The organism is Candidatus Hydrogenedentota bacterium (assembly GCA_016791475.1).
Classification (GTDB): Bacteria; Hydrogenedentota; Hydrogenedentia; order Hydrogenedentales; family JAEUWI01; genus JAEUWI01.
In genome coordinates, this window is the sequence record JAEUWI010000004.1 from 104315 (window position 1) to 121756 (window position 17442).

The window sequence follows — 17442 nt, forward strand, 5'->3', positions numbered from 1 at the left end:
CGCCCTAAGTAGCAACAAGCATTTGAAACGAAAGGACTGTATTAGCTCCGTAGGAGCGGCATATCGTAGCCCAGGGTGAAGCGAGGTACGAGCGGAACCCTGGGTATTGGATCGCAACAATTTCGAGCCCCAGCGGGGCGGCATAGGAGAACGAGGGAGTTCGTCCCCGGTCTTCTATGCCATCCCCACGGGATTAAAAGTTATGGGCAGATATCCGAGGGTTCGCTCGTGCGCCGCTTCACCGCGGGCTACGATATGTCGTCCCTTCGCGACTAAACCCAACGAAGTCGTTTTGCATGTACCAGCGTGTTCGGTCCTCTGGGGTGGCCTTTCTGAAACCACTGGTTCTACCGGTGGTTACTGATTAAGTACAAACACGTACCTTGCGCCGAAAGCCCATTTCGGTTACGATAATCCCAGCGGTACCAATGAGGGAGTTAAGACATGCGAGACGAAGTCCTCCAACCAGCGCCAAGCGAATACGCCGAGGCAACATCTGCGTCCAACGGCGAGCGCCTGTCCGTGAACCAGGTTATCAAACCAACCCGGATCTCCATTGCCGGTGAAGTCGCACTCTACGCCCTCGAATCCGTTCCCCTGGCCATCGGTATCGCGCTCGCGACCCAACTCTCCTGGCCCCTTGAACCCGACGAGCATTTCATTATCATTCCCGTCGCTATGATTAGCGGGGTTGGCATACCGGCCTTCTACCGCCTCGCGGACTACCTCCTGTGCCGTCGATACCGTGGCGAACTTCACTTCGACGGCTCCACCGTCGTCTGCATGGCCCCGGGCAAATCCCCCGAGTCCTTCACCCGGGGCGAAGTCCTGGGCTACTTCCCCCACCGCAACGAAGTGCTCCTGGTCGATGGCCGTACAATTCCCCTGCCCGGCTCCGGAACCCACCTCCGCTACCATGAATCGAAAATGGTCACGCCCTGGCTGAAAGCCTGGTGGCCGGAGATCGACCTGACCACAGCAATCAGCACCGCAGAGAAGGCCCAGGGCTGGATACGACACCTTCCCAATGCTGTAAAGGCGATCATAGGCACCACAGCTTTCTGTTGTATTCTTACTTCCTCTGACTTCTCACTGGGAATTATGTTTGCCTCGATATTCCTGTTGTCTTACTTTCCCGACTGGATCGAAAACCGATTGCGTCGAAACGTCATGATTACCCTGGGCTCAGGGACTTACGCGCCCACAAGCACCTGAACGATCAACGCATGTCATAACCCACAGGGGACATGGACAAGCCAATTGCAACGTCGCCGGGCGTGGCTGTACCGTCGTCAGCGACGGTGGCCCGGCCACCCCACATCACTTCCCGTGAGTACATGTCGCCTGACCAAGTCCCCTCGAGAATCTCGGCACACGCCCCGCGTGACGGGACACCCACGCCCAGAGACATCGGCGCGATTTATGGCAGCGCGCAGCAAGTCCGAGTGCGCAGTACCCCGGCGAGCAAACGTGGGCGCGTCAGTCCCTGTGTGGCCTCCATACATCATGCCCAAGCGCCATACCCCCTTGCGCCGCAATCCCATTTCCGCTAGGATAATCCCAGCGGTACCAAAGAGGGAGTTTAAACATGCAAGACGAAATCCTCCAACCAGAACCCGGCCAAAACGCCGAGCCAACATCTCCCTCCAGCGGCGAGCGCCTGCCCGTGAACCAGGTTATCAAGCCAAGCGGGCGCGCCATTGCGGGTGCGGTCGTACTCTACGTCCTCCAGGCTCTTCTTCTGGCCGTCGGCCTCTTTGTTGCCGCCGAGTTCTGGTGGCCCCTTGACCCCGACTTCTACATCATGGTCATTCCCGTAGCCATCACTACCTGGGTTGGCTTCCTCGGCGTGTACCACTTCGCGGACTTCCTCATCTTTCGCCGATATCGCGGCGAGCTTCACTTCGACGGCGCCACGGTCGTCAGTAAGGTCGTGGACTCATCACCCCAGTCTTTTACCCAGCGCGAAGTCCTGGCCTACTTCCCCCACCGCAACGAAGTACTTCTGTTCGATGGTCGTACCATTCCCCTGCCCGTCTGCGTGACCCACCTTTACTGCCACGATCCGGCAATGGCCACCCCGTGGCTGAATGCCTGGTGGCCGGAAGTGGACCTGGCCAGAGCAATCCGCATTGCAGAGAAGGCCCAGGGCTGGATACGGCACATTCCCAATGCTGTAAAGGAAATCATACTCACCGTAGTTTTCTGTTGTTACCTGCAACTCTTTCCGTTCGCAAGCGAAATCATGCTTTCCTCGCTTTTCCTGCTGCTTTTCTTTCCCGACTGGATCGAAAATCGATTGCGTAGAAGCGTCATGATTGCGTTCCAGAGTAACCAGGGCACCGGGAGCGGCCTGGCGCAGGAGGACCATTCAGGAGCAAGCCCTTCGGAGCCCGCCCAGCATGATCGTCCTTAGCTCCCCACCGCCCAGAAAGGCCGCCCGCCAATTCTTTCTCTCCCTGACTATCCTTGGTGCATTGGGACTACTAATCAAGGGCGCAGTGGACTTTGGCCAGCTCCCGGAGGCCTGGAGCGATCCCGACCGCCTGGCTGTCTTCAACATAGTAATCGGCATTGCTATGGGGTTGGCGGGCATGGCTGCGGCAGCATGGCAAATAGTCCATCACTTCACTGGCCCCGAACCGCTCCAACGTCTGGTGGCCACGGAAGAAACCCTGGCCATCAAGACCCTCGGCAAGCCAATCCTCTTTGTCAAACGCCGCAATTGTATCGCCCTTTCGCACGATGGCTCCATCCTCGTTCTGAATGACGGAAGCCGGGTGGTAGTCCACGCCTATGGTGCCGACAAGAGGGAAATGGACGCGTTCCTCAGGTCGCTCTACGAGCTCTGGTGGCCCAGACTTATCCGCGCCGACGTGCAGGCTTATCTGAAGCAGCGCGAACCCCGAATCTGGCCCCTCCTCTTTCTCCCGATTGCTACGACACCCCTCTTCACCTTAGTCATCATCAACCTCGATTCAAGAGATAGTGTCTTGACCCTGACCGGGATACTATTTGGCGCATTGATCGCCTCCTTTGGATTTATCGGCTGGTGCTTCTACCGAGTCCAGATTTCGATCGCCAGGAACCAGTACCCGCTTCACGACACGAACGAACGGTAGTGCACCACTCCCCAACGAAGGCCCGTTTATGGCCCGCACGCCCCCGCCCCATTTGCGAAATTCGCGCAAATTTTCCGTTCCCTCCGCCGCTCCGGCCTATCGCGCCTGCATCGCCATCCACGCCATGATGGCAATGATGATGAAAGCAAACAAGGCCCCCGCGCAACCAAAATATAGCCGCACCTTGAACCAGGTGCTCTGATAGGTACAATCAGGATTCGGGCAGACACCCCGGTTGACGCCCATGGGCTGGCCGCATTCGGGGCAGTTTTTTGTGAGATCGGCAGGGGTAGGCACGGTGGTACTTCCTTGGTGTTGGGTGATGCCCCCAAGTATAGCGCGAAGCAGCCAGACGACGCCACCGGAGCCCGCCCCGGACTCCATCCCCCCCTTCTTCAGCCGCCTCTGCCGGTCAAGTCCCGCGACTTCAGCTCGGGATCCATCCCCGCAATCCAGGCCTCGATAAGCGCTATCCCCTCGGCGTGGGGTAAGGTGCGTCCCGTGCGCGGCATCATGATGACCGGGTCGGTCGCGCGGAGGCGGTTGAGCAGAAAGGACCGATCCGGCGCACCTGGTTGAATGGCATGGATATACCCCCGCGATGCGGGTCCCGCCGCCGTGGGTTGTTTATTCACGCCATAGGCCACGGGTTCGTGCTGCGCCCAGCGCAGGTCCAGGCCCGTGCTCGCGGCCTCGCCCCCGGGGTTGTGGCAATGGGCGCAGTTCGCATCCAGATAGGCCCGCGCGCGGGCATCCAGGCTGCCCGTTTCCGGCGCGTTCCAAACAGGAAAGCGGGGAACCTCTTCCGCCCCGTCGGGCAGCCCCGCCAGCAGGCCCATCTGGGCCCACGCACCGAGCTGGTTGTCCACCTCGCCGTGCCCGCGGTTGAGCTGTTGCGCTTTAAAGCCAATGGGGCCCATGACGTCGCCGTTCTCGTGGCACTGCTTGCACTGATTCATGTTCGGCACGTTGTAGCGAATCTCGCGCGCCATCCCATCGTCGTGAATCCACGACAGATCCAGCCGCGCCCCCGCGACCGCAAGCCGGGCCTCGCTCAGGTCCGCGTTCCACACATAGGGATAGCCCACCCAGCCCTCGGGACGGTGCATGAGGATCCGCGTCTCCACCACCTGCGCGCCCTGCGCCGGATCGCGGCGGTCCCGAGGAAAACTGAAGGTCTTCACCAGCACGCTCCCCACTGGAAGTTCCAGGGCGCCCTCGGAGGTGTAGGTGACCTGCGCGCCCGGCGGCAAATAGAAAAAACGATGCTTCTCCGCGTAGTCGGAGAACAGGGGCGTGTTTATGGTGTACGCATGAAGCCCCTCATTGGGAATCTGCCGCGCCACATCCCGAAAGAGGTTATACGCCGACAGAAAACGCGCCGGGGGCGTCGTCACATCGACGGACACAGGAGGCAAGCCCTCGGCCCACACGAAGGACGCCCCCGCCACAAGGGCCAGGGGCGTCCAATTAAACCAATTCCTGAAAACCATTGCGCTATTTGCGTTCCGCAAGCTTCACCGGTGGCAACGGCTTCACCTTGCCGTCGTGCGCCCCGAGATCACGCTGTATCGCCGCCTGGTTCAGCGTCAGAAAAGCTTCCGCACCGCCGAGATTCGCAAAGGTGACCTCGCCATCGCCGGTCTTCTTGTTGTCTTTGATCACAATGCGACGCTCTTCCGCGATCTTGCCGTCCACCAGCTTGGTGGGGTCATAGGACCCGTCCCAGATGATGTCAGGCAGCGGCACGCCGGCGTGCTTCGCCATGTGCTCGCCCGAAACGCCCAGGGGCGCATAGCCCCCCTTGCCGAAGCGGTTCGAGTGGACATAGATCCCCTCGGAAAAGGGATTGTACTCCGGGTCCGTGATCGGCTGACCACCGGAAAGCCAACTGGTAAGAATCACATTGGCCGTCTGGTTGTTGTAAATATCGTTATCGAAGATCTCGACATTGTAGTTCGCCATCACGATGACGCCCGTGCCCGTGGGGACCGTCCCGACGATATTGCCGGCCGGCGCAAAATTGACCGTATCGTTGTCGTAGATCTTGTTTCGGAATACCCGGCTGCGCTGCCCGTCTTTCATGGGTAGACCGGGCATGTCGAACACCAGAATCCCGCCCGTGTTGCGCGTGGCGATGTTGTCAAAGACGTCCGCATCGTGGCAATTCTCGATTTCGATGCCGGCAACATTGAACTCCACCAGATTGCGGCGAACGATGACGTTCTTCGTCTGCCCCACATAGATCCCCGCGTCAGAGGCCCCGCGCACGATGCAATCCTCGATGAGCGTATTCGTCGCACTCACGGGATAAAGGCCATAGGCGCCGTTGGTCTCTTTCGGCCCGCCCGTCCACTCCGCCCGGATCCGACGGATGATGAGGTTGTCCGCCCCATTCGATTTGAAGGCGTTCCCCTTCGTGTCTTCGATGGCAAAATCTTCCAGCGTCACGTTGTCGCTCGTCACGTACAGCCCCTCGGCCCCGGCGTCCTGCGATTGGAACGTGAGCACGCTCTTGTCCATCCCCTCGCCGCGAATCGTGCAATCCGCAACGTCCAGCGAAAGGCTCTGGTCAAAGGTGTACTTCCCCGCCTTGAACAAAAAGACTGTTCCGGGCGGACTCAGGATAAAGGCCTCCTGCACCTGCGTCTGCACTTCCGGCCCCGGTTCAAACGTCACCGTTTCGGCGCTGGCGTTCAGCGCGCCGCTCCCGGCCAGGATCGCTGCCACCGCAACACTCAGCCACACCTGGTTTCTACGCATCGTAATTCTCCTGGCTCGCGAGCCGGTTTAACGTCGTCGTCCCAACCTGTTCTGCAAACCCCGGGGACCTCGGGGAGAGCACGTCGCAAATCTGTCTTGCTGTCCCTGAAATATACCGGGCGGTCGGACTCGTGCGAGTCCGACCGCCGCGGAACTCAGTATGACGTGGACGTCGTCAACCTATCAACCGATGGATGCCGCAACACCGCGGGCCGTCAAGGCATTCGCAGGCGCTTCACCATTCGGATCATACTTCTGAAACTCGACATGGCCATCCATGTAGAGCACATTGGCGCCGCCCGGAACGTGGTTGTAGTCCACCCGGTCAATATCGACCGTCGTGGTCACGGCGTCAAAATACACAAACACGTCGGACTGGGCTTTGGCGCTTGCGCCCGGGTTATTGATGTCCGTAATCATGAAACGCTCTACGCCTTCACGCAGGCGAAGCAACTCCGCGCCGAATCCACTGCCGTAGTTTCCACTCGCGGGCTGCCCAAGCAAGCCTGCGGCCGTATTCAGGTTCACGTTGCCCTGTACCGCCGTCTCCGTGGTGTTTCCGGGATTGGCCCAGCCGGCCAAATCACGCACCGAGAGGTCCCACAAGGTCGTCTGGAGGCAAATGTTTCCAAAACCCACGTCAACCGCGCGATCATCGCTGTCGCACTGATCGATAACATAGCCAAAGTACAGATAGCTATCCTGCCCCGCGCGGCTGCCATGATCATCGTCACCCTCGCAAACCTTGTGAAAGTACGATGCGCCTTGATCGGTCGTCCACGCCTCGGTTGTCAATGTGGCGTCGGAAGGACACACCAAAATTCCAGGATCGGTCAAGTATTCCGGGTAGATCTGTCGCGGATCCGCCATGGGCTCAAACACGTTTTCATCCGTGCTCGATACGGCGCCCTCGATCGATGCCGAGTTTGTGAACGAATTGCAATCGTAGGATGGCGCTTGGTAGTCGACGTACAGCGGAGGAAAGACTTGGCCCTTCGATTCATTCGCGTACATTTTCAATACGATGCCCATCTGTTTCAGATTGTTCTGGCAGCTTGCGCGCCGTGCGGCCTCCCGGGCGCGGGCCAGCGCGGGCAGGAGAATGGCCGCAAGAATCCCGATGATGGCAATCACCACCAGCAATTCGATCAAGGTAAATCCTTTGCGATTCATAGTAACAAGACCTCCGTTGAATTTTTTTGGGGTTATGAGTACGTGACTTGACCACTGCGCTGCGCCGGCTACGCCCGGCCTTCACACTCCTTTCCTGTTATGCCGTCCGGCACTCCCGCGCCATGCGCTAGCACCAGGCGTGCTCCATCGGTTCCACGAGTTCCACGGGGATAAGAAAATGATCCGGGTCCGCCTTGAGTCCCCGATTCATCTGGTGCACCATGCGGTACAGGGCGTCATTCGACTCCCGAGTGGTACCCCAGCGCGTAAACGCGTATTTGGGCTGGCGGCCCACCGGTGTTCGTATCAACACCGTCCCGACGACAAAATCCTCTGGGATTCTCATCGACAGCTTTTCGGCTACACCCACGGCAAGCTCAGCGGTAAAGCGGGTCGTGCAGAAAACGCCTGTGGGCGGTGCTTCACTGCGCAGGGCCTGTAGCAGGACCGTCTCAATAGCGGCGGCATCCCACTCCACGCTGCGCACCCGCGCTTCCGTCCCACCGCCCGCAAAACGCAGGCCCTCATCAATACCGTCCAGAAAATCATTGTCCCCGCAGCCCCAGAGATGATTCATCAGCACGAGAAAACGGCGATGCCCCAGACCACGTGCATAGGCCGCAAGTAGCCGCCCCGCACTGCGGTGATCCATGTCGATCCACGGCAGGGCGCAATTGTCTTTGGCCACACCGCCCGTAGCGACGACAGGTACGTTCGTCTCGCTGAAAAGCCGCTGGATCTGCTGGCTGCAGGACACCAGAACGACGGTACGCGGCTCGCGCCCCCCCTCCCACCGCTTGATCACCTGACCACAGAAAGCGGTCGGCTTGGACTCGGGCACAAATACCTGCTCGATGGAGTCGGTCGGAAACTCACGGTGTACTGTGGCGACAATATTCTCCACCACGACACGATACACATGATAGAAATTCGAAGAGATGACGATCTGGACGTGACGTAAATCGGAAGCAGCCAGTTCACTCACAGCCTCGCCCACGTAGGTACCGGAACCATGGCGCCGGGCAAGCACCCCCGTCGAGGCCAGCCGTCGCATGGCGCGATCCGCCGTCATCGGGCTTACATCAAGCATCTGGGCCACCTCGCGGGCGCTCTGATACGGCTGCCCTGGCCGCAGTCCGCGCGCGCGGATGTCCTGCTCAATAGCACTCATGACCTGTGTGTTTTTACTCACCACGCCTCTCCCGCTCCCATATCACTGCAACACCGTGATAGCACGATTGGAAGAGTTTGTCAACGATTTCACCACGGGTGTACCAAAGCGCGATACACTTCGGGGCGGGCCAGCCTATTTAATTGATTTTCACATGGAGTGAGCGAGGTTCGGTTACTTCCGGCTGGCCAGGAACTCCACCAGATCGCGAAGCTCCGACAGGGTAATAAACTGCGCGAGGCCTTCCGGCATGGAGGACAAGGCGCGTTCGCGCGCGGTGATACTGCTCTTGGGGATGGTCTTCGTGATCGTGCCCGGTGCGGCCACGACGGCCCCCCCGGCTTCTCCATGGCTGCCGGAGTTCTCCGCCACAACGTCCACTTCGCTGTGGGGCTTGTCGGCATCGGTCCAGTCTTCAAAGGGGTCCTCTTCCTCGGGAACTTCCAGCACAAGCTCGGTTTCGCTCTCCTGTAGCAGGCGTCCCGTGATATAGGTGCCATCGGCCAGCGTGACACTGACGTTCTCGAAGCCCGCCGCGATCGCCGCGTTGGGGGTTACAATCGCCGCGAGGATATGTTCCCGGTCGACGCGGGCGCCAATTCCCGTCAGTTCGGGACCCACCTGGCTCCCGCCCTGACCTTCCAGGCTGTGGCAACGCAGACACTGGGTTTCCGCCCGTTCGAAGAATATTTTTCTCCCTTTCTCGGCCACGCCGCCCAGAAGTGCGGGACGGTACGCCGCGAGGAGGTCGTTCGGGTCGAAGGGGGCCTCCCTCCGGGCCAGCGCATCCTTCACTGCTTGGGGCTTCGCCTGCTCGGCAGTCTGCAACAAATCCAACTGCACGGCGCCATCGATCCCGCCCCGGCTCAGTTTTTCCAGCAGGGATACCAGGAGCTGTTCCTGAAGAGACTCATCCATCGTGGAAATGGCCTGGATGGCCGCCTGCTTTTCGGCCACGCCGCCGGATTCGATGCGCGCCGGAATCAGTTCCCGCGCCACCGGTTGATCCAGCGCCGCGATCTGGCTGATGGACTCGGCCCGAACCAATTCGCTTCCGTCGTCCAGCGTCTTTTCGAGAAGGGGGCGCAGCCGCTTCCCGTCCATCCTGCCCAGATACTGCATCGCACGAACCCGTGATTCCACGGGAGTCGCTTCATCCATCACCAGCGTCGCCAGTGTCGGCTCCACGCCGGGAATCTTATGATTCTCACAGACCGAGGCCAGCGCCAGAAGTAGCTCGGGTGAAGTCGCCTGGATAAGTTCCTCCAGGCGCGGGCTGACGGCTTCTTGCACGTCTTCCGAGGTCCCCGGCTTTCGCGGACGCCATTCGCCGGTAACGGGATCCAGGGCTGGCGGATCGCTCCATGCCGCAAGTGCTTTCAGACCGCCGAGGCGTGCGATCTCCGGTATGTATTCCGCAGTGGCCAGACGCGCCAGTGTCGCCGCATTCTCGGACTGCCCCAGGCGGAAATGAGCGTTCACAATGCGCCGCCACGTATACGTCTTTTCGAAGGCGACACTGGAAGCGTGCTCTGCCAGCGCCGCAAGTGCCGGGTAAGCGTCCAATATCATCTCGTCATGTATCGCGCGGACCGCCTCCTCCACGACAAGCGGGTCTGAATCGATGAGGAAACGCCCCGCCTCGGGGCTCTTGAGCCGACGCAACGCCAGCAACCCGCCCAGCCGCACGGCGGGCGAAGGATCCAGCGAGAGCGCCGCCAGCATCTCCGTCGTGGCCGTTTCCTGGAGTCCGACGACGGCGGCATGGCGCAGGTTCGGATCGGTGTTGTCGTTTGAGCGGAGCAACTCCACGAGATCGGACGCGGCACTATGATCGAGCACTCCGAGCCGCCCGATGCTCGTCGCCGCATGAAATTGAACCCGTGGACTCGAATCTCCCAGCGCCTTCCGAAGGAGCGGGAGTACCAGCGGCGGTGCGGCATCCCCGAGGACGCGGGCGGCCTGCACTCGAATTTCCTCGGACTCATCCTCCAGCAACGGCACCAGCGCCGTGGCGTCCGCGTCCCCCTGCAGGATCAATTGCCACTGGCCCCAGACGCCGTGAATCCGCGCCATGAGACTCTTTCCCCCGGTGGCCGCCCGGCTGAAGATGGGCAGGGCCGCCGCATGCAGGTCAGCCAGGGCATACTGGGCCTCCAGTCGAACGCGCTGATCGGCGTGTCCCAGAAGGGCCTCGAGTTCGAATTCTTTGCGCTGGGCCATCCCCTCGCCGAGCAGGCGGACCGCTTCCGTGTGGAGGGCGTCGCCCTCGAGAGCGGACTCATAGATGCGATACAGGCGCCCCTTCATGGGCTGGTCCCACCCCTGGGTCCAGTCCGAAAAGTAAATGCCGGGTTCCATGCCAAACTCCACATCGGTCACAAGCATGTGATTGGCAAAATCGCGGCGATTCACCAGTTCGAAACCCGCCCCCTTGGGCTGTACCTGAAAGGCGTGGATCAGGCTCCGGCCGGCGTCTCCTCGAAAATCGGCCAGAAAAAACGTGTCGTTATAGGCGGACGACATGCCCGTGCCTGGGTAAAAGGTCAACCCCGAAGGACCGGCCCCGATATTCAGGATCGGCGGCACGATGTGGGCCGGCTGACCTTCGTGCCAGGGCTCCCACATCTTTTCCGCATTCCACGGACCTCGGGGATTGGGCTCCGCAACCCACTGATACCCTATGCGCCAGCCGCTGTCGCCCCCTTCAACGATCCATACCCATCGGGCCTGATCGCCACCGTCGGAGTTGTTGTCGCCCGTAAAGAGATTCCCGTAATTGTCAAAGGCCAGCTCCTGCGGATTGCGCAGGCCGCGGTGAACGATCTCCAGCCCGGAGCCATCCATATTGCAACGAAACACCGCCCCCGTGTCCGGCTCTTCCAGTCGCGATCCATCGGGATTCTTGATACTGACACCGCGATCGCCGATGGTGAAATAGAGGCGACCATCCGGCCCCTTGCGCAGCCCATGAAGATCGTGTCCCAGGAAATTGATGTGGACACCATAACCCGAACTCAGCACCTCCCGCTGGTCCGCTTTCCCATCACCATCTTCATCCACCAGACGCCAGAGCTCCGGAATGCATGTGTAGTAGATCGAGCCCCGATCCGCCAGCAACCCCGCACCGATGCCCGTGAGCGCATCCATGAATCCATCCGCAAATACCGTATCCACATCCGCTTCGCCATCGCCGTCCGTGTCCCGAATCATCTTGATACGGTCATGCTCGCCCACCCAGTTCGCAAAATCGGCCCCGAGATTCTTCTTCATCACCACCAGACGGTCTTCCACCGTCCTCGACGCCAGGTCGTCCACCAGCCATTCGCGATGCCCCCGCATGTCGCCCACGCCCTTGTGGTGCCGATAGGTCTCCGCCACGTAGAAATTGCCCTGATGGTCCACATGGAACGCCACCGGATTGGCCAGGCGCGGCTCCGCGGCAAACAACTCAAAAACAAAGCCCTCGGGGGCCGAAAAGTTCTTCATCGCCCGCACGCCTTCGTCCGAAGCCGGAGCAATCGGGGGATTGTAGGGCCTTGGCGCGGCTTCAGGCGCTGCAAACGCAGCCACAGACGCCATCATGATCAAGAGAACCGGCACTCGGCGGGTGAGGAAACGAAACAACATGGGAACTCCGGAATTGCCCATCGCTCGGACGCCCGCGGCCTTAGCCATGGGGCCTCCAACGGGCCGGGACTGGGAAGAACGACGCAACAATGAAACGGGATAGTGGGTTCGAGGTACTATTCGACGACGATACCGAAGGGTAGCACGTTCTCCCCGGTTTCCCCAAGCCCGACACCGCATCTTCCGCAGTATTTGCATTGTTTTTCCAAACCCTTTACCATGCCCGCCGGGATGTAACATTCTCCGTTCCACGAGCCACAACCTGAGCGAAACCAACGGTTACCGGATGTTGCCCGACGTGCGGGGCCCCCGGGGACCCATGAAGTGCCCTGCTGTTGACTGATTCCATGACCGATGCTCCCTTTGCCGCTGAAGTGGCACGGGTCGCCGCCGCGCTGGCGGGCGACGAGCGTGCCTACATGGCCATTGTGGAAGAGCATCAGCCCATGGTTGCAAAGCTCATGTGGCGATTTACCCGGGATCCGCTTAAGTTGGAAGAAATGGTCCACGACACTTTCGTCCAGACCTACCTGAGCCTCCCAAAGTACCGGGGTACAGGCCCGCTGGGCGGATGGATCCGCACCATTGCGGTGCGAACGGGTTACCGCCACTGGCGAGAGAAAGCGAAAGACAAAGACAAAGAGGTCCTGAACGAGCAGATAGCCCTGGAGCCCTGGCAGCAAAGCGATCAGGAGCTTCCGGAAGACAGCCCGGAAGCCGCCCATCGCGAACTCTACGATGCCCTGGCCCAGTTGCCGCCCCGAGACCGATTGGTGTTAACCTTGCTCTACTGGGAGAACTGTACCACCGATGAAGCCGCCAAACTCTCCGGATGGAGCGGCAGCATGGTGCGGGTTCAGGCCTTCCGCGCGCGCAAAAAGCTGAAGAAACTATTAGAGGCAAAAAAAAATGGAAACACTTAAACGCGTTGAAGAACTGGCCCGGCGCTCTCAAGGCGCCGCCGTGCCCCAGGTCGACGTTCAGGCCCGGGTCCGCGCAACCCTGCGCGGCATGGCCCCCGAACCCGCCGCACTCTTCGATACGCCGACCCTCGCCTTCGCCGGCCTCTCCCTGGCCATCATGGCCATGATGTTCTCCCTCTCCCTGCCCGCTATCAGCGCACTACGCGATCCCTGGGCCGCCTACATGAACACTCCCTGGAGCTTTTGATGTTCGGTTGCTGCAATAACCGGCCCGCGCGCCCCGCCCTTCGACTGCTCTTCAAACTGGCGGTCCTGGTATTGATCTTTTCCGCGGGAGGCGTCTCCGGATTCCTCTATGGCATCAACTTCTCCTTCCGCGAAATGCGCTTCCACGCCGAGCACATGGACGAACTCCCGGATCACGCCATTCCACGAATGGCCGAAGACCTCGCCCTGACCCCGGAGCAGCTCCCCGAATTCGAACGCATCTTCCGAAAATACCACACCGACATCGCCACCGCCGAAGGCCAGAACGCCGTCAAAGTCCACGAACTCTTCTACGAAATGGGCAAAGAAATCCTCCCCCTCCTCAACGAAACCCAGGCCGCCGAATTCCGCGAGCTCCACCGCAAGATCTGCACCGTCTTCCTTCCGCCCATCCCCATGTACCTCAAAGTCGACGGCAAGTCCCCGCACCATCCGTGTGAGGATTTATAGGGCAATGTGCCATTAACGAGTCGGTCGCGGCTCGCCGGATGCCACAGCGCGGCCAACCTCCGTCAGTCGGTACTTTTGCATGCGGCTGTTTGGTTTCTCCGGAATGGTCATCTCAATCAAGCCCGCATTCAGGGCGGGTTGCAAGTAGTCGCGGCTGAAATGCATCCGGTCACGGAGCCCAACCAGACGCATCAATTCGCTTCGCGATTGCTCCCCCCGATGCCGCGAAATTAGCTTCCCCACTTGCGGGGTAACTTGCGGGGTAACTTGCGGGGTAACTTGCGGGGTGACTTGCGGGGTGGGCACCGCGACCCGAAGGGGCTCTGCCAGATGAACGATGACACGCATGCCCATTGCACCCTCGATAATCTCCGGCGCGGCAAGTCCAAGCGACTCCGCCTCATCAAACATGCGCCGGACGCCGCTGCCCCATTGCTCAATGAGACCCAACTCGCGAAACACACGACCAACAACACGGTTGCGAAGCTTGGAAACACCTTGGCGGACATCGTCGAGGGTGAGGCCGGGAAGCAGCATGCCGGGATTGTCCACCTCAATTCGATCATCGTAAATGGCAAGCCGCAAGGGCGAGCCCGCCTGGGAGTAGTCTGCATGCACGACAGCATTGATGATCGCTTCCCGAAGAATTCCCTGCGGAATGCTCCAGACGTCCTTGCGGCGGACCCCGGAAAGATCTGCCCCGCGCAACGAATGCTTTCGCGTGAATTCCATGGCGTGCTCAATAGCACTCGGAAGATGATCGTGGATTTCCGTATGATCCAGAATCACATTCTTCGTTTTTCCCTCAAACCTCCCGCATTGTATCCATGCATCGGGAAATTGCACGTCCCTGTTTTTTCCGAAGAGCAATACGCCCCCCGTGGTGGGAACCAATCGCCCCTGCGAGCGAACTAGGAGCCGAAGCGTTAGCAACGCCTGCTCGTCCAGTTTTCGAAGCCCGCTAAATGCCTTGTTCGCCGCATCAAGATCGATCGCGTCCGCGTCCAACGACTCCATGGGCGATTCATCGAAACCCGCGCCGGAGGCACTACGCCTTAACTCTTCCACCAACGCAATGTCGGCTCTTCGATTTGTCGAACCCAGTCGAACGTAGACGCCCTCGGCCCCTTCACTTTTCAAGCGATGAGGGCGGCTGCCGCTGGGGTAGACTTCTATAGCAAGCAGGGTTCGACCTTCAATGGGAATTAGCTCAACGTTGGGAACCAGGCGTGGCTCAATTCCGTCGGCGATCAAACTGCAAATTCGTTCTTCCTCATCCAATGGCTCGGATACGCCGTAAACAGTCCTGCACTTGTCATCCACGCCCACAACGAGCATGCCGCCCGCCGAGTTCGCGAATGCCACCAAGGTCTTGAGAATGTTCTTGCTGGAAGTCAGCTCGCGCTTGAATTCGAGTGTCTTTCCTTCAGGCCATTGGATAAGTTCTTCGATGGGAATAGTCATACTGCGGGCGTTCCCCGGCGATTAAATATGCAGTCCAAGCAAAAGCTGCGATACATGCTGGATGGGGGCGTCCCTCCGTGCAGAAGGCAACGCCCCCTTTATTGTACGCCATTCTTCCGCAATTTAGAATCTCGCCAATCTGGCAACACAGCCTTCTTCTCCCGCCCATTGATTCCGCCGTCGCCGCGCGCCGACACCCAGACGGACGCCGGTCGCGTTCGACCGACGACCGGCTGACCGTTCCCGAATTGTCAGGCGCGTTCAGACGCCCCCTCCGGCGGGCCCGCCGAGGCGGGGCGGTTTTCTTTCGCCTGTCGTCGCTTCTCAAGCGCGGCATTCAAAAGCCATAGCTTCTTCTTCCGGTCGGGCACAAATCTCCGTTCCAGGATCGACTTGATTGTTTCGCCGGACTCTAACTGGATCTCGGGGTCCGCTCCCGCCGCAATCAACAACGCAAAGGTCTCGTAGCTGCAATACTCTGCGGCCCGAACCAGTGGTGCTTCCGACCCGTCATAGACCCTCGGATTGGGAATCGCACCGTAGGCAAGGAGCAAAGCGACCATATCGAACTGATCCCCATCGGGCGGCCCGAAGAGCCAATCGCCAAACACGGCATACTGCAGCAACGTTCCGTCCGGACCTTTTTCCACTTCAGGATTACCACCGCCCTTCAAGAACGGTTCAACTATATCCGTTCGCCCTTCGGCCACGGCCATAAAATACTGGTCGTCGTTTACCAGGCTGGCGAAGAAGAAGGGAACTATGCGGGGCACCACCTGCATGGAAATATAGATCCAGAGGGTCAAGGAAGACACCACCAAAAACACATAACGCCTTTTCGATATGGTCATAGACAAGCTCCCTTTGTGTCCTGGTCGGGTACGTACCAAATAGTACCACGGCCCCGCCTTCGGCGTGACCACCCAAGTACTTCAAATCAAATCGCCTTTATAGGTTTACCTCGCCTGTAACGATACGATTCATTCTGCCTTTCCCATTGATTCCGCCGCGCACAGGCGCTAGAATGGCCCCAAACGGATAGCGGTCTCACTCGGCCGACTACCTGCTGATGGTTTCGGGTTCCGCATCGCCGGAGAGAGCCCCGGACATCACCTTCCCCGGGGATGCCCGCAATGCGGAGCCCATTGGACATGCCAAGCATGGAGATGACCAATGAAGCATCCCTCGTCCCCCCTGCGCCCATCCCGGCGCGGATTCCTTCGAACGTCGGCCGCCACTCTCGGCGGCCTGGCGGCCTTCCCCAACCTCATGCTCCGGGCTCCCCATGCCCATGGCGCCGCCACGAACCGCCTCGGTATCGGCGTCATCGGCCTCGGTGGCCGCGGACTCCGCGTCATGCAGGCCTTCCTCGAACAGCCTGACACTCAGGTTGTGGCCGTGTGCGACTGCTACGCCGAAAAGCGCAAGCAGGGTATGGCCCAGGTTAATACGTTTTACGGCAATCAAGACTGCGCCGAATACATCGACTTTCGCGATCTTCTGGCCCGACCCGACATCGACGCCGTGCTCATCGCCACCGGCGACAACTGGCACTCCGGCATCTCCCTCATGGCCGCCCGCGCCGGCAAAGACATCTACTGCGAGAAACCCCTCAGCGTGACCATCGCGGAATCCCGCGCCGTCGCCGACACCATGCCCCGACTGGGCCGCATTTTCCAGTGCGGCACGCAGCGCCGCAGCATCGGCAACTTCCGCTTTGCGGTCGATCTCGCCCGCAGCGGCAAACTGGGCAACCTGACGGAGCTGCACGCCGAAGAAGCCCCCGGCATGAAAATACTCAAGACCACCGTGCTACCGGAAGAGCCCGAACCGCCCCGGGAAGTCTTCGACTGGGATATGTGGCTCGGACCGTCACTGTGGCGCCCCTACAACCACGAATACCCCACGCGCGGATTCTGGAGCGATCACGTGGACTGGAGCGGCGCCTCCATCACCGAGTGGGGCAGCCACACGGTCGATCTCTGCCAGTGGGCCAACAATTCCGACGATACCGGCCCGGTGGAATACTGGCAGGAAGGCGATCGCTGGGTAAGCAAGTACAAGAACGGCACCAAGCTGATTCTGCGCAACGGCCTGCGCTTTGGCTCCTGCCCGGTTCGCTTCGAAGGCGATGAAGGCTGGGTGGAGACCGGTGACTCGGGCGAAATCGACGCCTATCCGAAGTCGCTTCTGGGCAACCGCGGCTTCGAAGGCGGCTACCCGCCGGAAAACCACGTGCGCGCCTTCCTGGACAGCGTCGTTTCGCGTCAGCAGTGTGTCGCCACCGCCGAAGTGGCCCACCGTTCCATCTCCGCATGCCACGTGGCCAATATGGTCAAGCGCCTCGGTCGCCCCATGAAGTGGGATCCCATTACGGAAACCATCATCGACGATCCCGAAGCCAACCGTCTGGTGTCCCGTGCCTATCGCGAGCCCTGGTACCTCTAGAATTCAGCGCCGCATCCGCATAGTCCGGGGC

The 17442-nt window shown here is 60.2% G+C and carries 15 protein-coding genes; 7 read left to right on the forward strand and 8 right to left on the reverse strand.

What is annotated here, in order from left to right:
• Nucleotides 1-444 precede the first annotated feature (444 nt).
• From JNK74_03500 to JNK74_03510, 3 genes are all read left to right on the forward strand, one after another.
• Complete coding sequence (locus JNK74_03500) at nucleotides 445-1215, forward strand: hypothetical protein (protein MBL7645237.1); 771 nt, start codon at nucleotides 445-447, stop codon at nucleotides 1213-1215.
• Nucleotides 1216-1588: 373 nt separating this feature from the next.
• Complete coding sequence (locus JNK74_03505; protein ID MBL7645238.1) at nucleotides 1589-2416, forward strand: hypothetical protein; 828 nt, start codon at nucleotides 1589-1591, stop codon at nucleotides 2414-2416.
• Nucleotides 2403-3122, forward strand: a complete 720-nt coding sequence (locus JNK74_03510; GenBank protein ID MBL7645239.1) for a hypothetical protein — start codon at nucleotides 2403-2405, stop codon at nucleotides 3120-3122. Before JNK74_03505 ends, JNK74_03510 begins: the two co-directional genes overlap by 14 nt.
• Before the next feature lie 96 nt (nucleotides 3123-3218).
• Here the strand turns inward: JNK74_03510 and JNK74_03515 are convergent, their stop codons facing one another.
• The 6 genes from JNK74_03515 to JNK74_03540 form a co-directional block, all read right to left on the reverse strand.
• Nucleotides 3219-3419, reverse strand: coding sequence for a hypothetical protein (locus JNK74_03515; GenBank protein MBL7645240.1), 201 nt, complete (start codon nucleotides 3417-3419; stop codon nucleotides 3219-3221).
• A gap of 98 nt (nucleotides 3420-3517) precedes the next feature.
• Nucleotides 3518-4615 carry a hypothetical protein gene (locus JNK74_03520; protein MBL7645241.1) on the reverse strand — a complete coding sequence of 366 codons (1098 nt, stop codon included), beginning with the start codon at nucleotides 4613-4615 and terminating at the stop codon, nucleotides 3518-3520.
• A 4-nt stretch (nucleotides 4616-4619) separates the two neighbouring features.
• Nucleotides 4620-5885: a right-handed parallel beta-helix repeat-containing protein gene (locus JNK74_03525; protein ID MBL7645242.1), complete on the reverse strand. Its 1266-nt coding sequence runs from the start codon at nucleotides 5883-5885 to the stop codon at nucleotides 4620-4622.
• A 183-nt stretch (nucleotides 5886-6068) separates the two neighbouring features.
• Complete coding sequence (locus JNK74_03530) at nucleotides 6069-7058, reverse strand: DUF1559 domain-containing protein (GenBank protein ID MBL7645243.1); 990 nt, start codon at nucleotides 7056-7058, stop codon at nucleotides 6069-6071.
• 127 nt (nucleotides 7059-7185) lie between these two features.
• A complete protein-coding gene (locus JNK74_03535) occupies nucleotides 7186-8250 on the reverse strand; it encodes a GntR family transcriptional regulator (protein ID MBL7645244.1) in 1065 nt (354 codons plus the stop codon).
• Between the two features lie 153 nt (nucleotides 8251-8403).
• Nucleotides 8404-11907: a HEAT repeat domain-containing protein gene (locus JNK74_03540; GenBank protein ID MBL7645245.1), complete on the reverse strand. Its 3504-nt coding sequence runs from the start codon at nucleotides 11905-11907 to the stop codon at nucleotides 8404-8406.
• Between the two features lie 287 nt (nucleotides 11908-12194).
• On the opposite strand from JNK74_03540, the gene JNK74_03545 reads away from it, so the two are divergent.
• Genes JNK74_03545 through JNK74_03555 form a run of 3 tightly spaced genes read left to right on the forward strand, consistent with a single transcriptional unit; the run spans nucleotide 12195 to nucleotide 13499 of the window.
• A complete protein-coding gene (locus tag JNK74_03545) occupies nucleotides 12195-12782 on the forward strand; it encodes an RNA polymerase sigma factor (GenBank protein MBL7645246.1) in 588 nt (195 codons plus the stop codon).
• Nucleotides 12769-13029 (forward strand): hypothetical protein, encoded by a 261-nt coding sequence (locus JNK74_03550; GenBank protein ID MBL7645247.1) that lies wholly within the window; start codon nucleotides 12769-12771, stop codon nucleotides 13027-13029. Before JNK74_03545 ends, JNK74_03550 begins: the two co-directional genes overlap by 14 nt.
• Nucleotides 13029-13499, forward strand: a complete 471-nt coding sequence (locus tag JNK74_03555) for a hypothetical protein (GenBank protein ID MBL7645248.1) — start codon at nucleotides 13029-13031, stop codon at nucleotides 13497-13499. Before JNK74_03550 ends, JNK74_03555 begins: the two co-directional genes overlap by 1 nt.
• A 12-nt stretch (nucleotides 13500-13511) precedes the next feature.
• Here the strand turns inward: JNK74_03555 and JNK74_03560 are convergent, their stop codons facing one another.
• Together JNK74_03560 and JNK74_03565 are read right to left on the reverse strand one after the other, a co-directional pair.
• A complete protein-coding gene (locus JNK74_03560; protein ID MBL7645249.1) occupies nucleotides 13512-14963 on the reverse strand; it encodes a putative DNA binding domain-containing protein in 1452 nt (483 codons plus the stop codon).
• 251 nt (nucleotides 14964-15214) lie between these two features.
• The gene (locus JNK74_03565; protein ID MBL7645250.1) at nucleotides 15215-15814 is read right to left on the reverse strand and encodes an ankyrin repeat domain-containing protein; all 600 of its coding nucleotides are present in this window, start codon (nucleotides 15812-15814) and stop codon (nucleotides 15215-15217) included.
• A 418-nt stretch (nucleotides 15815-16232) separates the two neighbouring features.
• Between JNK74_03565 and JNK74_03570 the strand changes: the two genes are divergently transcribed.
• Entirely contained in the window at nucleotides 16233-17411 is a 1179-nt protein-coding gene (locus JNK74_03570) for a Gfo/Idh/MocA family oxidoreductase (protein MBL7645251.1), read from the forward strand.
• Nucleotides 17412-17442: the final 31 nt, after the last annotated feature.